Raw genomic sequence first — 18808 nt, 5'->3', positions numbered from 1 at the left:
TAAGAGAAAATTTAGCACTTTAGTTTTAAAAAATAGCACCTCCTAAGAGATGCTATCGTTTGGTAACTAGTCTACTGTTTCTTCAATGTCTTTTAACTTAACCGAAACAATCTTGGAAACACCTGATTCTTGCATGGTAACTCCATAGATAGAATCCGCTGCCGCCATCGTCCCCTTACGGTGGGTTACGACGATAAACTGACTATCCTTGTCAAAGCGGTTAAGGTAATCCCCAAAACGTTTGACATTGGCTTCGTCCAATGCCGCCTCTACCTCGTCCAAGATGACAAAAGGAATGGTCTTGACACGGATAATGGAGAAGAGCAGAGCCAGAGCTGATAGGGCTTTTTCCCCACCACTCATGAGGTTGAGAGATTGGATTTTCTTACCTGGTGGTTGGACAGAAATCTCCACACCAGCTGTTAAAAGATCGCCCTCAGTCAATATCAAGTCTGCTTGACCTCCGCCAAACATCTGTCTAAAGGTCACTTTAAAGGACTCACGAATAGCCTCAAAGGTTGATTTGAAGCGCTCCTTAACCTCATCATTCATCTCTGTGATGGTCTCAAGGAGTAGGTTTTTCGCAGACAAAATATCATCTCGTTGACTATTGAGGAAATCCAGACGGTTGTAAACTTCTTCGTACTGGTCAATAGCGTCCAAGTTGACAGGACCCAGCAAGCGAATAGCCTTCTCTAAGTCCTTAACCTCTTGCTCCGCCAGAGTGAGATTTTCCAGTTCATGAGCCTTTTCTAGAGCCTCATTGTAGCTAATCTGGTACTGGTCTGTTAATTGAGCTTGTAGATAGCGCAAGCGTTCGCTGACTTTTTCCTTCTTAGCTTCAGCACGTGTTTGTTTACGAATCCACTCCTCGTTCTGCTGGCGAGCTTGATCCAAATGACTGGCAATATCATCCAGCTGACCTTCAATATCATCCAACTCAAACTGCTTGCGAATCAGACCTTGTTGAAGATTGGCTTTCTGAGTTTTGGCCTCTTCCTCCTGCTGGCTTAGCAAAGCCGTATCCACTTTCTCAAGATTATCGACCTTTTCTTGGAGAAGACGCTGAATTTCCTCTTGTTCGATATCCAGATCATCCAGCTCCTTGCCTAAGCGTTCTATATCAGTTACTTCGTAACGTTTTTGTCCCTGTAGTTCCGACTTAAGCAAGCGTGCTTGAGCTACCTCTTCCTGCAAGTTTTGATAACGTTCTTGAATAGCGTTTTTGTTAGACTTAATTTCTTCAATTTCAGCTTCCAGATTTTGCTTTTCACTGGCGATAGTAGCAAGGCGCTCTTGGCATTTTTCCTTGTCCGCTTGCCAATCTCCTTCAGAAAGACGATTTAATTCCTCTTCTTGAAGTTTCCAAAGAGTTTCCAGTTCTTCGACCTGCTGATTGGTTTGCTGATAAGCTAGGGACAAACCTTGCTCCTGTATACGAGCTTGCTCACCTTGTGATTTGATAGCTTCTAATCTTTCTGCCAATAACGCTATCTCATCTTGCAAGGTCTTCAAACTCGCTTCATCTGACCGCAAGTCAGCTTCTTCTTCAGCAATTTCTTTTTGTAATTGTTCCAGCTCTGGCTTGATGAAAATACTGTTGTTTTGACGATTGGCACCACCCGCGTAGGAACCACCTGTACGCAACTCTGTCCCATCCAGTGTCACCATACGAACCTGATAGCGAACTTGGCGAGCTGCCGTACGCGCATGTTCTACAGTATCAAAAATTGCTGTCGTAGCTAGCAAGTTCTTGAAAATGGCTTCTAGTCTCTTGTCAAACGACACCAACTCATCAGCCATGCCCAGAAATCCTGGACTTGCAGCGATAGCATCTTGATTCTGACTAGAGATTGTACGCGCCTTAATCGTTGTCAAAGGAAGGAAGGTTGCACGACCAGCTCTGTTACGTTTTAGGAAATCAATCGCCTTTGTTGCCGCGTTTTCATCTTCTACAATGATATGCTGACTGCTAGCTCCAAGTGCAATCTCCAAGGCAGTTTGATAATGCACATCAAAGGTCAAATGTTCACTGACTGCACCAATGATCCCACCAAGACGGTCTTTTTCTTGGAGAACACTCTTAACACCCGCGTAAAAGTTGCTATGATTTCTAAGAATGTTCTCTAAACTTTGGGCTCTAGCCTGCTTGTTTTTGAGACTATCCAGACGGTCAAAGAGTTGGCTCTGCTGGGCTTGGTAAGAAACTTTCTGCTCCTCTTGCTCCTTGGCACTAGCTTGGTAGTCAGCCAATAATTTCTGAACCTGCCCCTTGGCAGTTTCAAGCTCAGCCTCTTGCTGACTTGCCTTTTCTTTCGCTGTAGCCAGTTGTTCTTTCAGTTTCTCAAGTTGATCTGCTTGTTTTTGAGATAGCTGACGGCTGTTTTCCAACTCATTCTCGATGCGAGTCAGTTGGTTTGAGACATCCGCTTCTTCCTGTAAAAGAGCGACAAAGCGTTCGCGCAAGAGCTCGATCATCTGGTCAGGATCATCTGAAAAAGCTAGCAATTCTGCCTCTAAACGATTGAGTTCCTTGTTGTTTTCAGCTAGACTTTCCTCTAACTGTGCCAAGTTTGCTTCTTTTTCCGCCTTCTCTTTACTAAGAGTCTTTCTCTTATCTTCCAAAGATGCCAAACGGGCTTGTGCTTCTTGTTGATTGAGGGCTACCTGCTCAGATTCCAACTTCGATAGGGCTAATTTTCGCTCTAAATCACTTATCAGATTCGTCAGATCCATCAAGCTCCCTTGGTCTTTGGACATTTGAGCTTGGAGCTCCTGGCGTTTCTTTTTAAGACTTTGATTTTCCTCTTCTAACTCTTCACGCTTTTGGTAATAACTAGTCAAAAGTTCCTGAACCTGAGTTAGTTCTTCTTCTGTTAGCTCTAGTTCTGCCTTGTTTTCCTTGATTTGGGCAACCAGCACATCCAAGTAAATAGCCTTGCGTTGACCATCCAAGTCTAGAAACTTACGAGCATTCTCGGCTTGTTTGGCAAGAGGCTTGATTTGATTGTCCAACTCATAGATAATATCCTCTAAACGATCTAAATTGTCCTGAGTTTGTTGCAGTTTGCTTTCTGTTTCTTTTCTACGAGTTTTGTATTTCAAAACCCCAGCTGCTTCTTCAAAAATAGCTCGACGCTCTTCAGGCTTGGAATTAAAAATCTCCTCAACCTTCCCTTGGGAAATGATAGAGAAGGAATCCCGTCCCAAACCTGTATCCAAGAAAAGGTCATGTACATCGCGCAGACGGACTTTCTTGCCATCAATTCGATACTCACTATCTCCACTACGATAGATATGGCGTTCTACCTTGATTTCTTGTCCTGCATCCTTGATAAAGCCATCTTCATTATCCAAGGTCACGACAACAGAGGCATAATTGAGCGGTTTACGACTTTCAGTCCCAGCAAAAATGACATCGGGCATCTTGCCACCACGAAGGCTTTTGACACTAGACTCCCCCAAGGCCCATCGCAGACTTTCTGTGATATTTGATTTTCCAGATCCATTTGGCCCAACGACAGCTGTCACACCTTGGTCAAAGACGACTTTGGTCTTATCAGCAAAGGACTTGAATCCCTGAATCTCAATTTCCTTTAAATACATGAATCCAGCCCCTTCTCAACGGCATTTTTGGCAGCCTCTTGCTCTGCTAATTTTTTAGAACGGCCTTGGCCTTTTCCGATGCTCTTTCCTTCAACTAGAACTTCTACATCAAAAACCTTATCATGAGCAGGTCCTGTCTCAGAGATAACCTGGTAGCGAATGTCCACATCTCCATTGACCTGGAGTAACTCTTGCAGGTGTGTCTTATAATCCTTAATCATTTCAAAGTCACCTGCTTCAACCTTGGGAATCATGACCTGATAGATAAACTCTTTTACCTTAGCCACATCTTTGTCTAAAAGCAAAGCACCCAGAAAGGCTTCAAAAGCATCACCAAGAATGGTGTCACGATTGCGCCCACCAGACTTTTCTTCCCCTTTTCCTAGCTTGATAAACTGATCAAACTGGCAATCGCGCGCAAAACCAGCCAAACTCTCCTCACGGACAATCATGGCACGGAGCTTGGACAAATCACCCTCTGGTTTCTTAGGATATTTTTTATACAGGTATTCTGAAATCAATAATTGCAGAACAGCGTCTCCTAAAAATTCCAAGCGCTCATTGTGTGAAATTTTTAAGAGGCGATGCTCATTGGCATAACTCGTATGAGTAAAGGCCGTTTCCAGTAGCTTTTTGTCTGCAAATTCGATTGCAAAACGCTTCTTCAGTACAGTTTGTAATTCTTTCATACCAACCTCTTTCTAATAATTACGATCCTTTCTATTATAACAAAAAAAGCCCCCTGAGTCACTTTAAAACGAGACTAAAGAAAATTTAGCTTTTTTAGAAGAAAATTTTCAATTTTAGGAAAAATTTAAAGAAAAAAGCCTTATTTAAAGGCTTTCTTAAGCTATTTACATCCACCCTGAGGGAATCGAACCCCCATCTCAAGAACCGGAATCTTACGTGATATCCATTACACTAAGGGTGGAAACTTGTCTTATTATAACAGAAATTTGCTTTAATAACAAGTTTTTTATGGATGGAGTATGCGTCCATTAGTGGGAAGCATCCCCGTTCCAGATAGAGTTTTTCACGATAACATAATCAACGTGCTTGAGGTCAGCAACCTTGCGTCCCCCTGCGTAGGAAATGGCACTCTGCAGATCTTGCTCCATCTCGGTAAGGGTATCTTGCAAATGCCCTTTTGCAGGAAGTAAGATGCGTTTTCCTTCCACGTTTTTATAAGCACCCTTTTGATATTGTGAAGCTGAACCATAGTATTCTTTGAACTGTTCGCCGTCGACTTCAATCGTCTTTCCTGGGCTTTCGATATGTCCTGCAAATAGGGAACCAATCATGACCATGCTAGCACCGAAACGGATTGACTTGGCAATATCACCATGAGTACGAATCCCACCATCAGCAATAATCGGTTTACGCGCAGCCTTGGCACACCAGCGTAGGGCAGCCAATTGCCAACCGCCTGTACCAAAACCAGTCTTGACCTTGGTGATACAAACCTTACCAGGACCGATTCCAACCTTAGTTGCATCCGCACCAGCATTTTCCAATTCACGCACAGCTTCTGGTGTCCCTACATTCCCAGCAATGACAAAAGTTTCTGGTAATTCCTTCTTGATGTGTTGAATCATAGAAATCACGCTATCAGCATGTCCATGAGCGATGTCAATCGTGATATATTCAGGAGCATCAGCCTTGAGCTGACTAACAAAGTCATACTCGTAATCCTTGACACCGACAGAAATGGAAGCAATGAGGCCCTGGTCGTGCATGCGCTTGATAAAAGGAATGCGCCCCGCCTCATCAAAACGGTGCATAATGTAGAAGTATCCGCCTTTAGCCAATTGCTCTGCAACATTCTCATCCAAAATCGTCTGCATATTTGCTGGCACAACAGGTAGTTTGAAAGTGTGATTTCCAAGTGTGACACTTGTATCCGCTTCTGCACGGCTTTTAATGACACATTTATTAGGGATCAACTGAATATCTTCGTAATCAAAAATTGGAAATTCATTTAACATATCGATGTCTCGTTTCTTTTGTAATGACCTACCTATGCCTTCGCATCACTACGCCTTTTCCGACGTTTCCTTAACTAATTCTACACCAAAGTACAGGTTTTGTCAATTTTTAAAACAAACCTTCTGTAAACGTTCGTTTTTATCGCAATCAAAATCTTCTGAAAATCACTAAAAATTATTAGATTCGTAAATTATAGTTGATAACTACCTTAGCCAATCCAAAAGTGCGATGACAGTTCCATACCATCACCGCACTGATTTAGCCCATTTATTATTCTAATCTCCTTTAGATGATTTCATTGTAAAGGTATAATACTTATCTCCGCTATAAGTTATTTTAAAGACCCCATCTTTTTGTTCGCTGTATAGACTCGCATTTCCAGCAACCTTACCGTCAAATATAATGGTACCCGTCACATAACTCCATTTAGGAGTGGCAATTACTTCTCCTTTATAGGTGATTGTAGCAGTATGATCTGCCTTTAAAGTCGCCTTCAAGGAATCTGGTGCTATTTCTCCAGATGCGTCTGCATCCATTACATCCGCTACAGACGCGCCTACCCAGTCTCCTAAGAGGGCTTTCTCTTCTTCTGGTAAGAAGTTCTCAGGTTTGGCTGCATCTGTTCCTTCTTTTGCAAGTTTCACATCCATTGAAGTTCCGACAAGCTCTTTCAAGATGCTTTCAAATGTAATCGTATCCTTACCAAGCTTGCCAACCATATCAGTATTTTCAATAGTAAGAGTTAACGTGTTATCATCATTTTTCCATTTACCTTCTGCAGTTGTTCCTTCTACGTTTAGTTTCGCCTTGCCTCCACTCATCAATTCGAGTTTGAAGCCAGCCATATCATCACCAGAGAGGGTTACTCCCATGGCCGTTCCACTAACAGCTACGTATTTGCCCACTAAGGCATCGTCCGCTCTTCCACCTGATTTTCCACAAGCTCCAAGCGTGATAAGTAACAGAAGTGCCAATATCAAGCTAAATAATTTTTTCATTTTGAAACCTTCCCTTTCCCCTAAAATAGATTTGAAAGTCTATCTCATTCACTCATCTACTTCTAATTAAAACTTGCCTCCTGCACCACCGTGAGTTCTTCCTGATGAAGATGTGTGAGTACTGCTACCTCCAGAAGAAGATTTACTCTCTTTGGGACGCGCCACCTTATCAACCGTTTTATATAGAAACTTTTCTTCTGCTTGAGTGACAGTAAGACTATTTTCTACAATATAATTTGTCGCTGCCACATCTGGCTCAACACTTTTGAGTTGGCCAGCCATACTTGAAACAACTACAAAGGCTGTGACAAGACCTACACCTAGAGATAGGGGCACCCATATCCAACTTAGCGGTTCCTTAGGAAGATTCCCTTTGTCATAAGGTTTATCTGTCTTAGCCTGCGTTAAGAACTTATCGCTCAGTTCTGCAAAACTGCTAAATGCTTGCTCATATTCTCCGTTGCTTAGTTTCGGAACGAACCGATCAGACATATATTCTAAACCTGCATCGGTAAATGCTCGAATCGCATAACCTGTTGTGGTGATATGCCAATCCCGTTCCTTCATACTTAACAACAACAATAAACCACTATAGTCCTCACCCTGACCATAACCATTATAGTCAAAATAATCATCTGCAAAGGCTTCTGGTGTCTTCCCTCCCAGATCCTTGACAGTCACAATAACAAGGTCACATTTCTGCCGCTCACTAATCTCATCAAGTTTACTTAATAAATCTTTTTCTTCTGCATCACTCAGTAAATCCGCTTCATCCACGAGACGCTTCAGGGGTCCAAACTTAGCAGCAATAGCAGTCAAACTACGGTGGGCACTGTCATACCAACTACTATTGCTATGATAAACTCCTTTGATAAAGGTATCCCAAAAATCTCCCAGAAGCTCTTTTGCTTTTCCCTTGTAGCAGATAGTTCTATAATCTTTAGACTTCCCTATTATCAGAAGAATAGCATCTTCCTTCCCTTTCTTGAAGAAATCCGTTGTATATTGAGTTACATCATCATAAGTGTCAGCAATGAGCAGATAAGATTTGAACTGATGCTCTTTGTAAATAGCTTGTGCTTCTTCTTCTAGTTTGCTTTTCTCATTGGATGATAGGAGGCCGGCCTCATCATAAATTAAAGTTTGACTTGACATGTCAGCTGACACAATCCCAATCAAGGTAAAAGCGAGAAAAACCGCAAGAAGGAATGATAGTAGTTTTTTCATCATATCTTCCTCCTTACATTAGATAAATCAACCAAACAATGCCATAGCAAACAGTAGAAGTAAATGCTGCAATCGTCATAAAATAGCGCCAGTAGACTCGTTTATCCAAGGGAAGATTACCTACAAATTTTCCTGTTTGACCATTCATAGCAAAAACGTACTTCTCATTATTCCAAGTTGTGTTTAACAACCAGACTGGATAAAGGACATACTTGGCTTTGCTATTTTTAAACTCAACATGGCTACTTTCTGGAGTTACCATTGTAAAGCCTTTAACTGTTTCCGCAAATCTATCTTCAGTACTCCTTTTAGCCCGTTTATTAGCATGGGTGATACTTTCTTCTGCCGTCACATCATAACGCTCGGCCAAATAACCTGCTAAATAGGCTGTTTGAAAGTCAACTGCTTTTGAAACATCAAAAGGTTCAATGGATTCCATCAAGGTATTGTCCATACTTTTAGAACCGTCAACAGGTAGATGAGAAAAGGCTAACTGACCAGAACGAAGGACAGAGTAAAATTCAGTTTGGGTGTAATTGTAATCTTTGTCACTCCAAGTCGTTATCCTAGTTGCTTTGTACTTAATATCCGCATCCGCTTCTGTATTAAATAACCAAAATGGCACGTAAACACCCTTTACTTCATCAATATGGTTCTGATCCTTAAAAATTTTTGGCAATAAACGCTTGCCGAGAAGGTGCTTGTTAAGCGCTTCTCTGGCAGCTTTTTTATCCAGTTTAAACGGAATAACCAACTCTGGTTTCAAATCACCTACCAGACGTTCCTTGAGAACAACTGGATTGTCACAATAAGGGCAAGTTGTCGCAGCAGTATTTTCATCAGCAATCAATTGTCCACCACAGGAATTGCAAATAAAGACGTTCAGCTGTTCATCATCCTCTTGCCATTCTGTAGCAGAATCCGTTGCTAGAGATGGCTCTGAAACAGACTGGGCTTCATCCAAATGCTCGTCCATGTGCTTGAGACTTTCCATTTCATATTCAGAGTCACAGTAAGGACACTTCATTTTTTGGATTTTCGTATCAAAGGCTAAAGCACCACCGTAACAAGGACATTTGTATTCTAAATTATCAGCCATGTCATCATCTCCTCTCCCGACACTAAGCCAATCTAGAGTTGTCCTGTTCTAAAACGTTGACCCGCATTCAGGACAGAATTTCGGTGCCTGGCCAGAATCTGGAACTTTCCAACCACAGTTACTACAATGTTTTGCTTGATGAACTATCGGTTTTGGACTGCCACAATTTGAACAGAATTTACCTGTATTTACTGTGCCACATGAACAAGTCCAGCTATTGTCCACTGGTTTTGGACTGCCACACTCTGGACAGAATTTGCCCATAGCCTCATGTCCATTTGGACAAATCCACTTATTGACATTCGGAGTGGCAGTTGCTGCTTGATTGGTTGCTTGTGCTTGGTTAGCAGCCTGTTCTTGTCCCATAGCAAAGAGATTTTGTGCATTCATGCCACCGCCTGCATTGGCTGCCATGCCAAAGCCCATAAATCCAGTCATAGCTCCTGCTTCATTGCTTGCGGCTGCCTTCATAGCGTCTGCCTGTGCACCAACTAAGGTTGCGGCCGCCATAGTCGGATCTTTCATAATAGCAGTACGTTGAGCCTGCTTAATCATTTCGGCATCTTCTTCTGGGAGAGTAACAGAGCCGAGTGCAATGCTAATGACTTTAAGACCACGAAGTTGACCCCATTTTTCTGAGAGAGTTTCATTGAGGGCATTTTCTAATTCTGTATTGTGGCTGACAATTTGATTCGGTCTCAATTCCATATCAGATAACTTAGCAAAAGAAGGTTGCAAGGCGCTGATAAATTCAGTTTTCAACTGTGAGTCAATTTCTTCACGCAAATACTCTCTTTCAACATTTCCACAAACATTTGTATAAAATAAAAGCGGGTCAACAATCTTGTAAGAATAAACACCTGAGCATCGAACAGAAACGTCAAGGTCTAAACCAATCTTAGAATCTACCACACGAAATGGAATTGGGTTTGGTGTACCGAATTTATTATCAATCAATTCTTTTGTATTAAAATAATAAATACGCTGATCTTTGCCAGTATCGCCTCCATAAGTGAAACGTTTCCCAATTTGTTTGAAAGTATCCTTGATAGAATTTCCAAGATTTCCTGTAAAAATACTTGGTTCACTGGAGGCATCATAAGTGAACTCACCTGGTTCGGCACAAACCTCTACAACCTTACCTTGCTCAACAATCATCATACACTGACCATCAGCTACCGCAATACCTGAACCATTGGAAATAATATTATCACTACCCTTGGTATTGGATGAACGTCCAGATACCCTCTTTTGGCCTTTGACAACCATGACAGATTTGTCCATAGACTCACAATAGAAAAATTCTTTCCATTGATCGGCTAATAAACCACCTACAGCTCCTGCACCTGCTCTAATAAGTCCCATAATGCGCCTCTTTTCTTTTTATCAGTGAGCCATTAATAACTCACTTGCCTACCGCCTTTCTATTTAAATAATCCTTTCCACCTCCCATTCATTGTGATTACTGGTATGAGCGATTCTAGGCATATCGACTATTAAAAATATTGTTGATAACTAATCAATTATAACTCAAAAAAGCCCACTTAAACCCCGACTGCAAGTAGCAAAACATGCGAAGGGAGTCTAAATGAGCCACTTACAGTATAATTCTAGCTGTCATCAGCTACAACTCTCAGTAAGCTAACAAGGAGAGTGTAGAAAGCAAAAGAACGACGTTAAATGGATAATTCTAATATTTATATGATGATGGTGAGGTTCTATCAACTTGTTTTCAGTAGACAAACTACTCGTAAAACCTCTTAAACAGTATCTTGGACTTTTAAGCACTCAAATGCCACTTAGTCTTTATATATTATGAGTTACATTAAGCGAATGGTAATCTGTATAAATCAGGGTCTCCTAATGATAAATTCCACTAATAAACCACCTTACTTCAAACTCACTTTAAAATGTAACCGCTACCAATTTCTATCCTTGTTTTACCTTTTTTTCTAGGATTTTGCATGTTCTATACTGAATTTTTAAAAATTTTAGACGATTGTTTTCATTATGTCTAATTAATTCTCAGAAATCACTATATATAAAAACATGTGAAAGGATAGCCGTTTAGGGGCTACTCAGCTTAATAATATTCACCCTGACGGTAGTCCCATGAGTTAAAGGTATCTGACAGGTGCATCATGATTTTATCAATGTCAAGCCCTTTACGGATTACAACCGGTGCTGGTGAAGTTGAACGTGCTCCTCCTTGTTCTGGGATGAGTTTTCCGTCCTTATCGACCATAGAAACCATCACACCTTGCTCGTAGCGAGTTTCGATTGTTTTGTCAGGTTGGATGGATGCCACGTAGTCGTCTGCCTCGATGACAAGGTCCACTGCTCCTTCGATACGTTCTCCGATACCTTCCACCTTACCGCGATTTCCTTTACCAGATGGGTTAGCTGATGAGGCGTAGACCATTTTACCTTCTTCCCAAAGTTTAGCAGCCAACTGTTCACCAGCTTTACCAAACTTGATGACAAAACAGCTAGTACCACGAACGTCTGTCATGAGCTCTTCACGGCCATCACCGTATGCTTTAAGTTTTTCAAAAGCTTCTGGTTTCCATGGAAGGATACAACCGAGGAGAATGTCTTCGTCCCAATGTTTTTGGTAGAAGGCTTCAATTTCTGGGTTAAGTTGTGCTAGAGCACGAAGCTCGTCCATGCTTCCACAAAGTACAACACCTGGTTTGTTACGGTTACGTTCTTTGGCTGCGAACTTACGTTCAAGACCTGCCTTGTCGCTAGTCATGATAATGTAACCAACTTTTGTAGGACAAACAATACATCCGCCCTCACCTTTTAAAATGTCATAGCCTTCTTGAGAAAGTGTTCCGTTCCATTGAATGTGTTTTGTCATAGTTCTATTTCCTTTTCTATTTTTTCTAATCCTGCCAGTAGGCTGGTCGTTGTTTTTCATAGGCAGCAATCAAGTCTTCATACTGCAAAGTAATACCGATATCATCCAAACCATTTAAGAGCTTGTGTTTCCACTCACTGTCGATCTCAAAGGAGAATTCTCCAACTGGTGAGATGATTATTTGTTGTTCCAAGTCCACAGTTACCTGGTCGGTTGGTTTTAGCTGGGCTAGTTTCTCTCTAACCTCCTTGGGCTGAACGATAGGCAACATACCATTATTGAGTTCATTATTGTAATGAATGTCCCCGAAAGATCCTGCAATCACGACCTTAAAACCATAGTCAGCTAGTGCCCAAGCTGCGTGTTCTCTCGAAGAACCTGCCCCAAAGTTATCCCCTGAGATGAGGATACTGGCTTTACGATATTCAGGTCGGTTAAAGACAAAGTCTGGATTCTCAGTGTAGTTATCGTCCAGATAACGCCAAGCATACATGAGGTACTTACCAAAGCCTTTTTTATCAATCAACTTGAGAAACTGCTTGGGGAGGATTTGGTCAGTATCAATGTTATCATTCATAAGAGGAACGGTCGTTCCCGTATAAACTGTAAATTTCTCCATATCCTCTCCTTACTGGGCCTCTGGCATTTGCCGAACATCTACGAAACGCCCTGCAATAGCTGCCGCCGCTGCCATGGCTGGACTGCAGAGATGGGTTTTAGCACCAAATCCTTGTCTGTCTTCAAAGTTGCGGTTACTGGTTGAGGCACAGTGGACCCCATCAGGGACCTTGTCAGGATTCATCCCTAGGCACATTGAGCAACCAGGGTCTCGCCACTCAAAGCCAGCGTCTAAGAATACTTTATCCAAGCCCAACTTCTCCGCAGCTCGTTTGACAGGACGAGAGCCTGGCACTACGATTGCTGTTAGATTGGGAGCAATCTTCTTCCCTTTGACAAATCGCGCAGCCAGTTGCAAGTCACTGAGCCGAGCATTGGTACAAGACCCGATAAAAATATAGCCTAGCTCAATATCCGCTGGCTTTTGACCAGGCTCCAAGTTCATGTAATGATAAGCTCGTTCATCGTTCATATCCTTAATTTCTGGAAAACTACTGTCAAAGTCGACGCCCATAGCAGGATTGGTTCCCCAGGTCACCATAGGAGCCAAGTCTGAGACATCCATCCGGATAACCTTATCATAAACAGCATCATCATCGCTGACTAGGGTTTTCCAATCCGCCACAGCCTCCTCAAAAGCTTCGGGAACGCATTCCCGTCCCTTGAGATAGTCATAAGTCGTCTGATCCGGATTCATGATTCCCATTTTAGAGCCAAACTCGATAGACATATTGCAGATAGTCATTCTCTCTTCCATGGTCAGAGCATCAATCGCTTGCCCACGATATTCCACCACATAGCCTACACCACAAGCAACGCCATACTTGGCAATCAAGGCTAAAATGTAATCCTTAGAATAAACTCCTTTTTGAGGAACACCAGTGAATTCTACCAACATTTTCTTGGGTTTAACCTGCCAGAGGGTCTGTGTAGCAAAGACATGCTCGACTTCACTGGTCCCAATCCCAAAAGCGATAGCTCCGAAAGCTCCGTGAGTAGCTGTGTGGCTGTCTCCACAGACGATGAATTTTCCTGGTTGCGTCCGTCCTGTTTCTGGACCTACCATGTGAACGATTCCCTGCTTTTCAGAACCATGAGCTGCATGTTCAATCCCAAACTCCTCAACATTTTCAGCTAGCTTATCGATTTGGGCCTTAGAAATTACATCTCGAATATCGTAGATATTGACAGTCGGAACATTATGATCAAAGGTTCCAAATGTCAAGTCTGGTCGTCTCAATCTGCGACCTGCATCTCGTAATCCTTGAAAAGCTTGGGGACTGGTCACCTCATGAATATAGTGCTGATCCACGTACATGAGTTGGGGTTGCCCTTCTTCTCCTGTGATGACATGGCGGTCCCATAATTTATCAAAAATCGATTTTCCTGCCATCCATTACCTCCAAATAAAATATAAGGCCACTAGTGTGGTCACCATCCCGAGAAACCAAACTGTTTTAAAATACCATTTTCTAGTCTTGTGGTGAAAGGTGATTCCTGCCAACCAGGCACCAAAACCACCACAAGTAAGGGCTAAAATGAGTAAGATTTTCTCTGGGATGCGCCAAGCACCTCTCCTTGCCTTGGATTTGTCAATGCCATAAATCAAGAAAATCAGTAAATTCCAAATCAAGAGGGCAAGCGTGATTCCTTCATTTATCTTCATAATCTTTCAATGATGGCTTCTGTCATTTCCTTGGTCGAAGCCTGTCCTCCAATATCTCTAGTTAAAACACCAGCCGCTAAACTAGTTTCAACAGCACGCTCGATACGCTCTGCATCCTCATAACGTCCGAAACTATCTCTCAACATCATGGCAACTGACAAAATCATGGAGATAGGATTGGCAATTCCTTGACCTGCAATATCAGGTGCCGAACCGTGAATGGGCTCATAAAGACTTGGCCCCTTTTCAGAATGACTGGCTGATGGCATAACACCCAGAGTGCCTGATAGAACGCTTGATTCATCAGATAAGATATCTCCGAAAAGATTCTCCGTCACGATGACATCGAACTTAGCAGGATTGGTAATCATAAGCATGGCAGCTGAGTCCACCAACTGGTGTTCCAAGGTAACATCTGGGAAATCTTGCGCGACTTCCTCAGCTACTCTCCGCCAGAGTTTTGATGTCGCTAGAACATTTTGCTTATCGATGCTGGTAAGGATTTTTCTCCGACTTCTTGCGATTTCAAAGGCCTTACGAATAATCCGCTCTACTTCCTCATAGCTGTAGTCGTTGATATCACGCGCTTTTCGATCTTCAAGAATATGATCTCCAAAGTAAATCCCACCTGTCAACTCACGTACCACGACAAAGTCTACACCAGCAATTCGTTCTGGTTTAAGTGGTGATAAATGCTTGAGACTGTCAAAAATCTTTACAGGTCGAATATTGGCATAGAGATTGAGTTCCTTACGAAGAGCCAGCAAGCTTTGTTCAGGCCGAATCGCTGCCCCATCATACTGAGGACTACCGATAGCCGCAAGGAGAATAGCATCTGCTTCTCTACATGCCTTGAGGGTTTCATCAGGTAAGGGATGCCCCACAGCATCAATACCTGCACCTCCAAAGGGGCGTCTGTCTATCTCATAGTCAAAACCTGTTTTTGAAGCTAGAGCTTCCAGAACTGCTAAACCAGCTTCCATGATTTCTGGACCGATTCCATCCCCTGCTAGTGCTACTATTTTCTTTGTCATAGCCTTCTCCTTTACACACTAGGCATGTCTCGGTAGGAAACGCTACGCCCCATCTCACCTGCATTCTCTTTTTGAACAAAAGTATTGGCATTGATATAAGCAATAGCCGAAGCCTTCAATACATCGAAATCAAGACCTGCTGCGTTAAAGATGGTTTCTGTATCTCTGTTTTCAACAGTAACCAAGACCCGAGCTTGAGCATCAATTCCATCCGTTACCGCGTCAATAGTGTAGGACACCAAGCGGACAGATTGGTTAAAGAACTTATCGATAGCGTTAAAGATCGCTTCAACGGAACCTTGCCCTGTTGCATTGAACTCGACTTTTTCACCATCCATATTAGCTAGGCTAACGAGCGCTTCAATGTCATTATCTGCATGGGTTTGAAGTTGCAAATCATCAAAGTGGAAGCCTTCTGGGTTTTCAACCATGGTTCCAGCTACCAGAGCTCGAATATCTGCATCTGTGATTTCTTGTTTCTTGTCCGCTAGTGCCTTGAACTTAGCGAAGAGTGGTTTGATATCCTCTTCTGTAAAATCTAGGGCCAGTTCTCTTAGTTTTTCAACAAAGGCATGGCGACCAGACAATTTTCCAAGCGGAAGACTATTACTCTTAACACCAACCAATTCAGGAGTGATGATCTCATAAGTGAGAGGATTTTTAAGGACTCCATCTTGGTGAATACCAGATTCGTGAGAGAAGGCATTGCCACCAACGACAGCCTTGTTTTTAGGAACTGGAATACCAGAGAAGCGAGAAACCATTTCTGACGTATTCATTGTTTCATCCAAAACAATATCACTAGTTGCTTGGAAGAAATCCTCACGAATCTTCAAAGCAACAGCTACTTCTTCAAGAGCAACATTACCTGCGCGTTCACCAATACCATTAATAGTTCCCTGGACACGTCCAGCACCGTGTTTAATTGCTGTCAAAGTATTTGCAGTTGCCATACCGAGATCATCGTGACAGTGAACACCAAAGACAACTTTATGATCTGATTTAATATTTTCAGTCAAGTGATCAAAGATGCGTGCAAACTCTTCTGGAGTCGTAAAGCCAACTGTGTCAGGGATATTGATATAAGATGCACCTGCATCGACCGCTGTTTGAACGACTTGTAAGAGGAAATCCAACTCTGTTCTAGTCGCATCTTCAGGAGAGAACTCGACAACCTCAAACTTAGAACGTGCATAAGAAACATGCTCCTTAATAGCTTCTAAAATCTCTTCCTTACTCTTATTGAGCTTATACTTGCGGTGAATCGGACTGGTAGCGATAAAGACATGAATTTGTGGATACTTGGCATCCTTAAGAGCCTCATAACAAGCATCAATATCAGATTTTACAGAACGAGCTAATCCTGTCACTGCTGTTTTTTTCATGGCTCTAGCAATTTTTTGAACGGCTATAAATGAATCTGGACTAGCAGCAGGAAAACCAGCTTCAATTACAGAAATTCCCCATTTCTCCAGCTGCCTTGCAATGGAAACTTTTTCCTTTATTGAGAAGTTAACACCAGGAGTTTGTTCTCCATCACGAAGACTTGTATCAAAAAATTCAACTGTTCGCATAAGATTTCCCCTTTTCCAAATGTGGTTTTAAAAAAACATCTCGCTCGGGAACCCAAGCGAGATGTTGATTTACTCCCGCTTGGTAAGCCAAACAGGACTAATGCTTCTGCACTAGCCCGAGTACCTCAACAACAAAGCAAATTGATTAAACTTAGCTGTTTTCATGTTTGACTTTCTCCTTCGTTTGATATCTTGTTTAGTATTTTAGCATAGCCAAAAACACTTGTCAAGAAAAAATCCATTATTTTCTGAAAATTTCTTCAGTAAAGAATATTTTGTTAATTAAAAGTATTTGAAAATACAAAGGAATTTCCTTACTTTTTCAAAGTCAAATTCCAACTAGTTTCCAGCAAATCTAGAACTTCTTCATCAGATAAAGTACCATCAAGAGCCAGACTAATCCAGTAGCGTTTGTTCATATGAAAGGCTGGGTAAATTCCCTTTTGCGAAAGCAAGGTAGCTACTTGGTCATGTTTGAGGTTGACTGCTTCCACTAGCCCTTCTCTCCCCTTATCTAGCCTATCCCAAGGAATTCTCATTAAAACAGCATACCACTTTTGATTGCCTTCATGGCGCAATACAGCTGTATCAGGCGACTTTTCCCACAGATACTCCAACTGATTACCATACTTTTCCTGAACTTGAGCCATGATACGCTTAGTCTGAGGACAGATAAAATCCTGCACATCAAAACAAGCCTTCCGAATCTGGTAGAGAATTTCCAAACAAGCATCACGGACACTTCCGACAAAACTTCCCCGCATACTTTCCATGTGTACTTGAGGATAGAGGTCGCCCGTTTCCTGGTCAAAGACCTGAAAACTCACATCATCAGTAGTGATAGAGACTGTCATGAAAAAGTCACCCTGCAAAATCTGGCAACTGTAAGTCCAGACTTCCTCATTTTCTACAAAACCATAGGCATGGGCTTTTTCTTTATTAAACTGATAGGATTTAAAAATTTCAAACATATGTGAAAACTGCTACCCAAAGCTAGCAGTTCCTTTCTATTTTTTAAAAGACAACCTTGGTTCCATGAAGTTGTGTCACACCCAGTTGATCGATAAAGGTTTGACGGTTGTCAAGGTCAATCCCCCCACCTGGTAGAATTTCAATCTTACCTTTAGCATGTTCCAAAATTCTTTGATAGTGAGCGAAACGTTTCTCTAGCGAGTCCCCAGACACTCCAGCACGAGTCAAGATACGAGTGACACCAGCTTGACTTAGCCAGTCAATGGCTTCCAACTGGTCTTCATCGCTTAATTCATCAAAGGCCATGTGGAAGACGATTTCCATTCCTTTAGATGCGGCAATCAGCTTCTCAAGATTAGCCTTATCCAACTTTTTATCAGCAGTTAAAGCCCCAAATACAACCCCTTGACTTCCAGCCTGCGCAGTCAAACGAATGTCTTCCAGCATAATTGCTATTTCAAGATCAGTATAGACAAAGTCGCCACCACGGGGACGAATCATGGTCATAATGGTGCTATCATAGTTAGCTGCCAGTTCAACCGCTGCCTTGGTCACTCCATAGCTTGGTGTTGTCCCACCAACTGCTAGATTGTCACAAAGTTCGATTCGATGAGCTCCAGCCTGCATCGCTTTTTCAAGCAAGGTCACATTTTCAGCGCAAAATTCGTAAATCATTTGATTCTCCTTGATGTTTTCTTTGAATTTATTATATCATATTATTTTAAATATGCTTTCATTTTTATCAAGGTAAATAACTACTATTTTTATCTATTCTTTGTCAGGAATGACTTTAAAGAGATAGTAGGTGATAAAGACAGTTAAGGCTCCCAGACCGATTTTGAGTGGCAAAAGAGGGGCAAAATAAATAGAAATCCCCATCAAGATATAGATAGATACGATAATTTTTTTCTTTCGTTCACGCGCGATTGACTTGGTTTCCCGAAAGTCCGCTACATAAGTCTGATAAAGCTTTGTATGATAAAGCCAGTCTTCAAAACGCTTAGAAGATTTTGAAAAGCAAGCGATAGACAGCAAAAGAAAGGGAGTTGTTGGTAAGAGCGGCAGGACAACACCTACAAGAGCTAGAGCCAAAGAAATAAAACCAAAACTAAGATAAATAAAGCGCATGTCTTCTCCTAATAAAATAATCTTCTACTAGTTTCCC

General features: G+C 42.0%; 16 protein-coding genes and 1 tRNA gene. All 17 read right to left on the bottom strand.

What is annotated here, in order from left to right:
* Positions 1-66: 66 nt before the first annotated feature.
* The 17 genes from smc to EJF26_RS01915 all read right to left on the bottom strand — a co-directional run bounded on the left by smc (position 67) and on the right by EJF26_RS01915 (position 18771).
* Entirely contained in the window at positions 67-3606 is a 3540-nt protein-coding gene (gene smc / locus EJF26_RS01995) for a chromosome segregation protein SMC (RefSeq protein WP_000280901.1), read from the bottom strand.
* Positions 3597-4295 (bottom strand): ribonuclease III, encoded by a 699-nt coding sequence (rnc, locus tag EJF26_RS01990; RefSeq protein WP_000661467.1) that lies wholly within the window; start codon positions 4293-4295, stop codon positions 3597-3599. The genes smc and rnc overlap by 10 nt, the downstream gene beginning before the upstream one ends.
* A gap of 170 nt (positions 4296-4465) precedes the next feature.
* A tRNA-Arg gene (locus EJF26_RS01985) sits at positions 4466-4537 on the bottom strand.
* A gap of 67 nt (positions 4538-4604) precedes the next feature.
* Positions 4605-5591 (bottom strand): GMP reductase, encoded by a 987-nt coding sequence (locus tag EJF26_RS01980; RefSeq protein ID WP_000931168.1) that lies wholly within the window; start codon positions 5589-5591, stop codon positions 4605-4607.
* A 276-nt stretch (positions 5592-5867) separates the two neighbouring features.
* Positions 5868-6590, bottom strand: a complete 723-nt coding sequence (locus EJF26_RS01975) for a hypothetical protein (protein WP_000732828.1) — start codon at positions 6588-6590, stop codon at positions 5868-5870.
* Between the two features lie 66 nt (positions 6591-6656).
* Positions 6657-7820: a TPM domain-containing protein gene (locus tag EJF26_RS01970; RefSeq protein ID WP_000976313.1), complete on the bottom strand. Its 1164-nt coding sequence runs from the start codon at positions 7818-7820 to the stop codon at positions 6657-6659.
* A 10-nt stretch (positions 7821-7830) separates the two neighbouring features.
* On the bottom strand, positions 7831-8916 hold the full coding sequence (locus EJF26_RS01965; protein WP_000774772.1) for a TFIIB-type zinc ribbon-containing protein: 1086 nt from the start codon (positions 8914-8916) through the stop codon (positions 7831-7833).
* Between the two features lie 48 nt (positions 8917-8964).
* A complete protein-coding gene (locus tag EJF26_RS01960; protein WP_000522980.1) occupies positions 8965-10281 on the bottom strand; it encodes an SPFH domain-containing protein in 1317 nt (438 codons plus the stop codon).
* Positions 10282-10999: 718 nt separating this feature from the next.
* Positions 11000-11779 carry an L-threonylcarbamoyladenylate synthase gene (locus EJF26_RS01955; RefSeq protein WP_000160498.1) on the bottom strand — a complete coding sequence of 260 codons (780 nt, stop codon included), beginning with the start codon at positions 11777-11779 and terminating at the stop codon, positions 11000-11002.
* Positions 11780-11804: 25 nt separating this feature from the next.
* Entirely contained in the window at positions 11805-12398 is a 594-nt protein-coding gene (leuD, locus tag EJF26_RS01950; RefSeq protein ID WP_000410646.1) for a 3-isopropylmalate dehydratase small subunit, read from the bottom strand.
* A 9-nt stretch (positions 12399-12407) separates the two neighbouring features.
* Positions 12408-13790: a 3-isopropylmalate dehydratase large subunit gene (gene leuC, locus EJF26_RS01945; protein ID WP_000907571.1), complete on the bottom strand. Its 1383-nt coding sequence runs from the start codon at positions 13788-13790 to the stop codon at positions 12408-12410.
* A gap of 3 nt (positions 13791-13793) precedes the next feature.
* Positions 13794-14063 (bottom strand): DUF1294 domain-containing protein, encoded by a 270-nt coding sequence (locus EJF26_RS01940; RefSeq protein ID WP_000700087.1) that lies wholly within the window; start codon positions 14061-14063, stop codon positions 13794-13796.
* Positions 14060-15097: a 3-isopropylmalate dehydrogenase gene (leuB, locus tag EJF26_RS01935; RefSeq protein WP_000162511.1), complete on the bottom strand. Its 1038-nt coding sequence runs from the start codon at positions 15095-15097 to the stop codon at positions 14060-14062. Before leuB ends, EJF26_RS01940 begins: the two co-directional genes overlap by 4 nt.
* 11 nt (positions 15098-15108) lie before the next feature.
* Positions 15109-16671 (bottom strand): 2-isopropylmalate synthase, encoded by a 1563-nt coding sequence (locus EJF26_RS01930; RefSeq protein WP_001261077.1) that lies wholly within the window; start codon positions 16669-16671, stop codon positions 15109-15111.
* A 314-nt stretch (positions 16672-16985) separates the two neighbouring features.
* A complete protein-coding gene (locus tag EJF26_RS01925) occupies positions 16986-17642 on the bottom strand; it encodes an MmcQ/YjbR family DNA-binding protein (RefSeq protein ID WP_000461560.1) in 657 nt (218 codons plus the stop codon).
* A 43-nt stretch (positions 17643-17685) separates the two neighbouring features.
* Entirely contained in the window at positions 17686-18318 is a 633-nt protein-coding gene (locus EJF26_RS01920) for a copper homeostasis protein CutC (RefSeq protein WP_000638768.1), read from the bottom strand.
* A 93-nt stretch (positions 18319-18411) separates the two neighbouring features.
* Positions 18412-18771 (bottom strand): YbaN family protein, encoded by a 360-nt coding sequence (locus tag EJF26_RS01915; protein ID WP_001211119.1) that lies wholly within the window; start codon positions 18769-18771, stop codon positions 18412-18414.
* Between the last annotated feature and the right edge of the window lie 37 nt (positions 18772-18808).

Origin of the sequence: Streptococcus oralis subsp. dentisani (assembly GCF_007475365.1) — a bacterium.
In the GTDB taxonomy this organism is placed as follows: domain Bacteria; phylum Bacillota; class Bacilli; order Lactobacillales; family Streptococcaceae; genus Streptococcus; species Streptococcus mitis_AX.
Note: the sequence above shows the minus strand (reverse complement) of the source record. Positions and strands in the feature narration are given on the sequence as shown.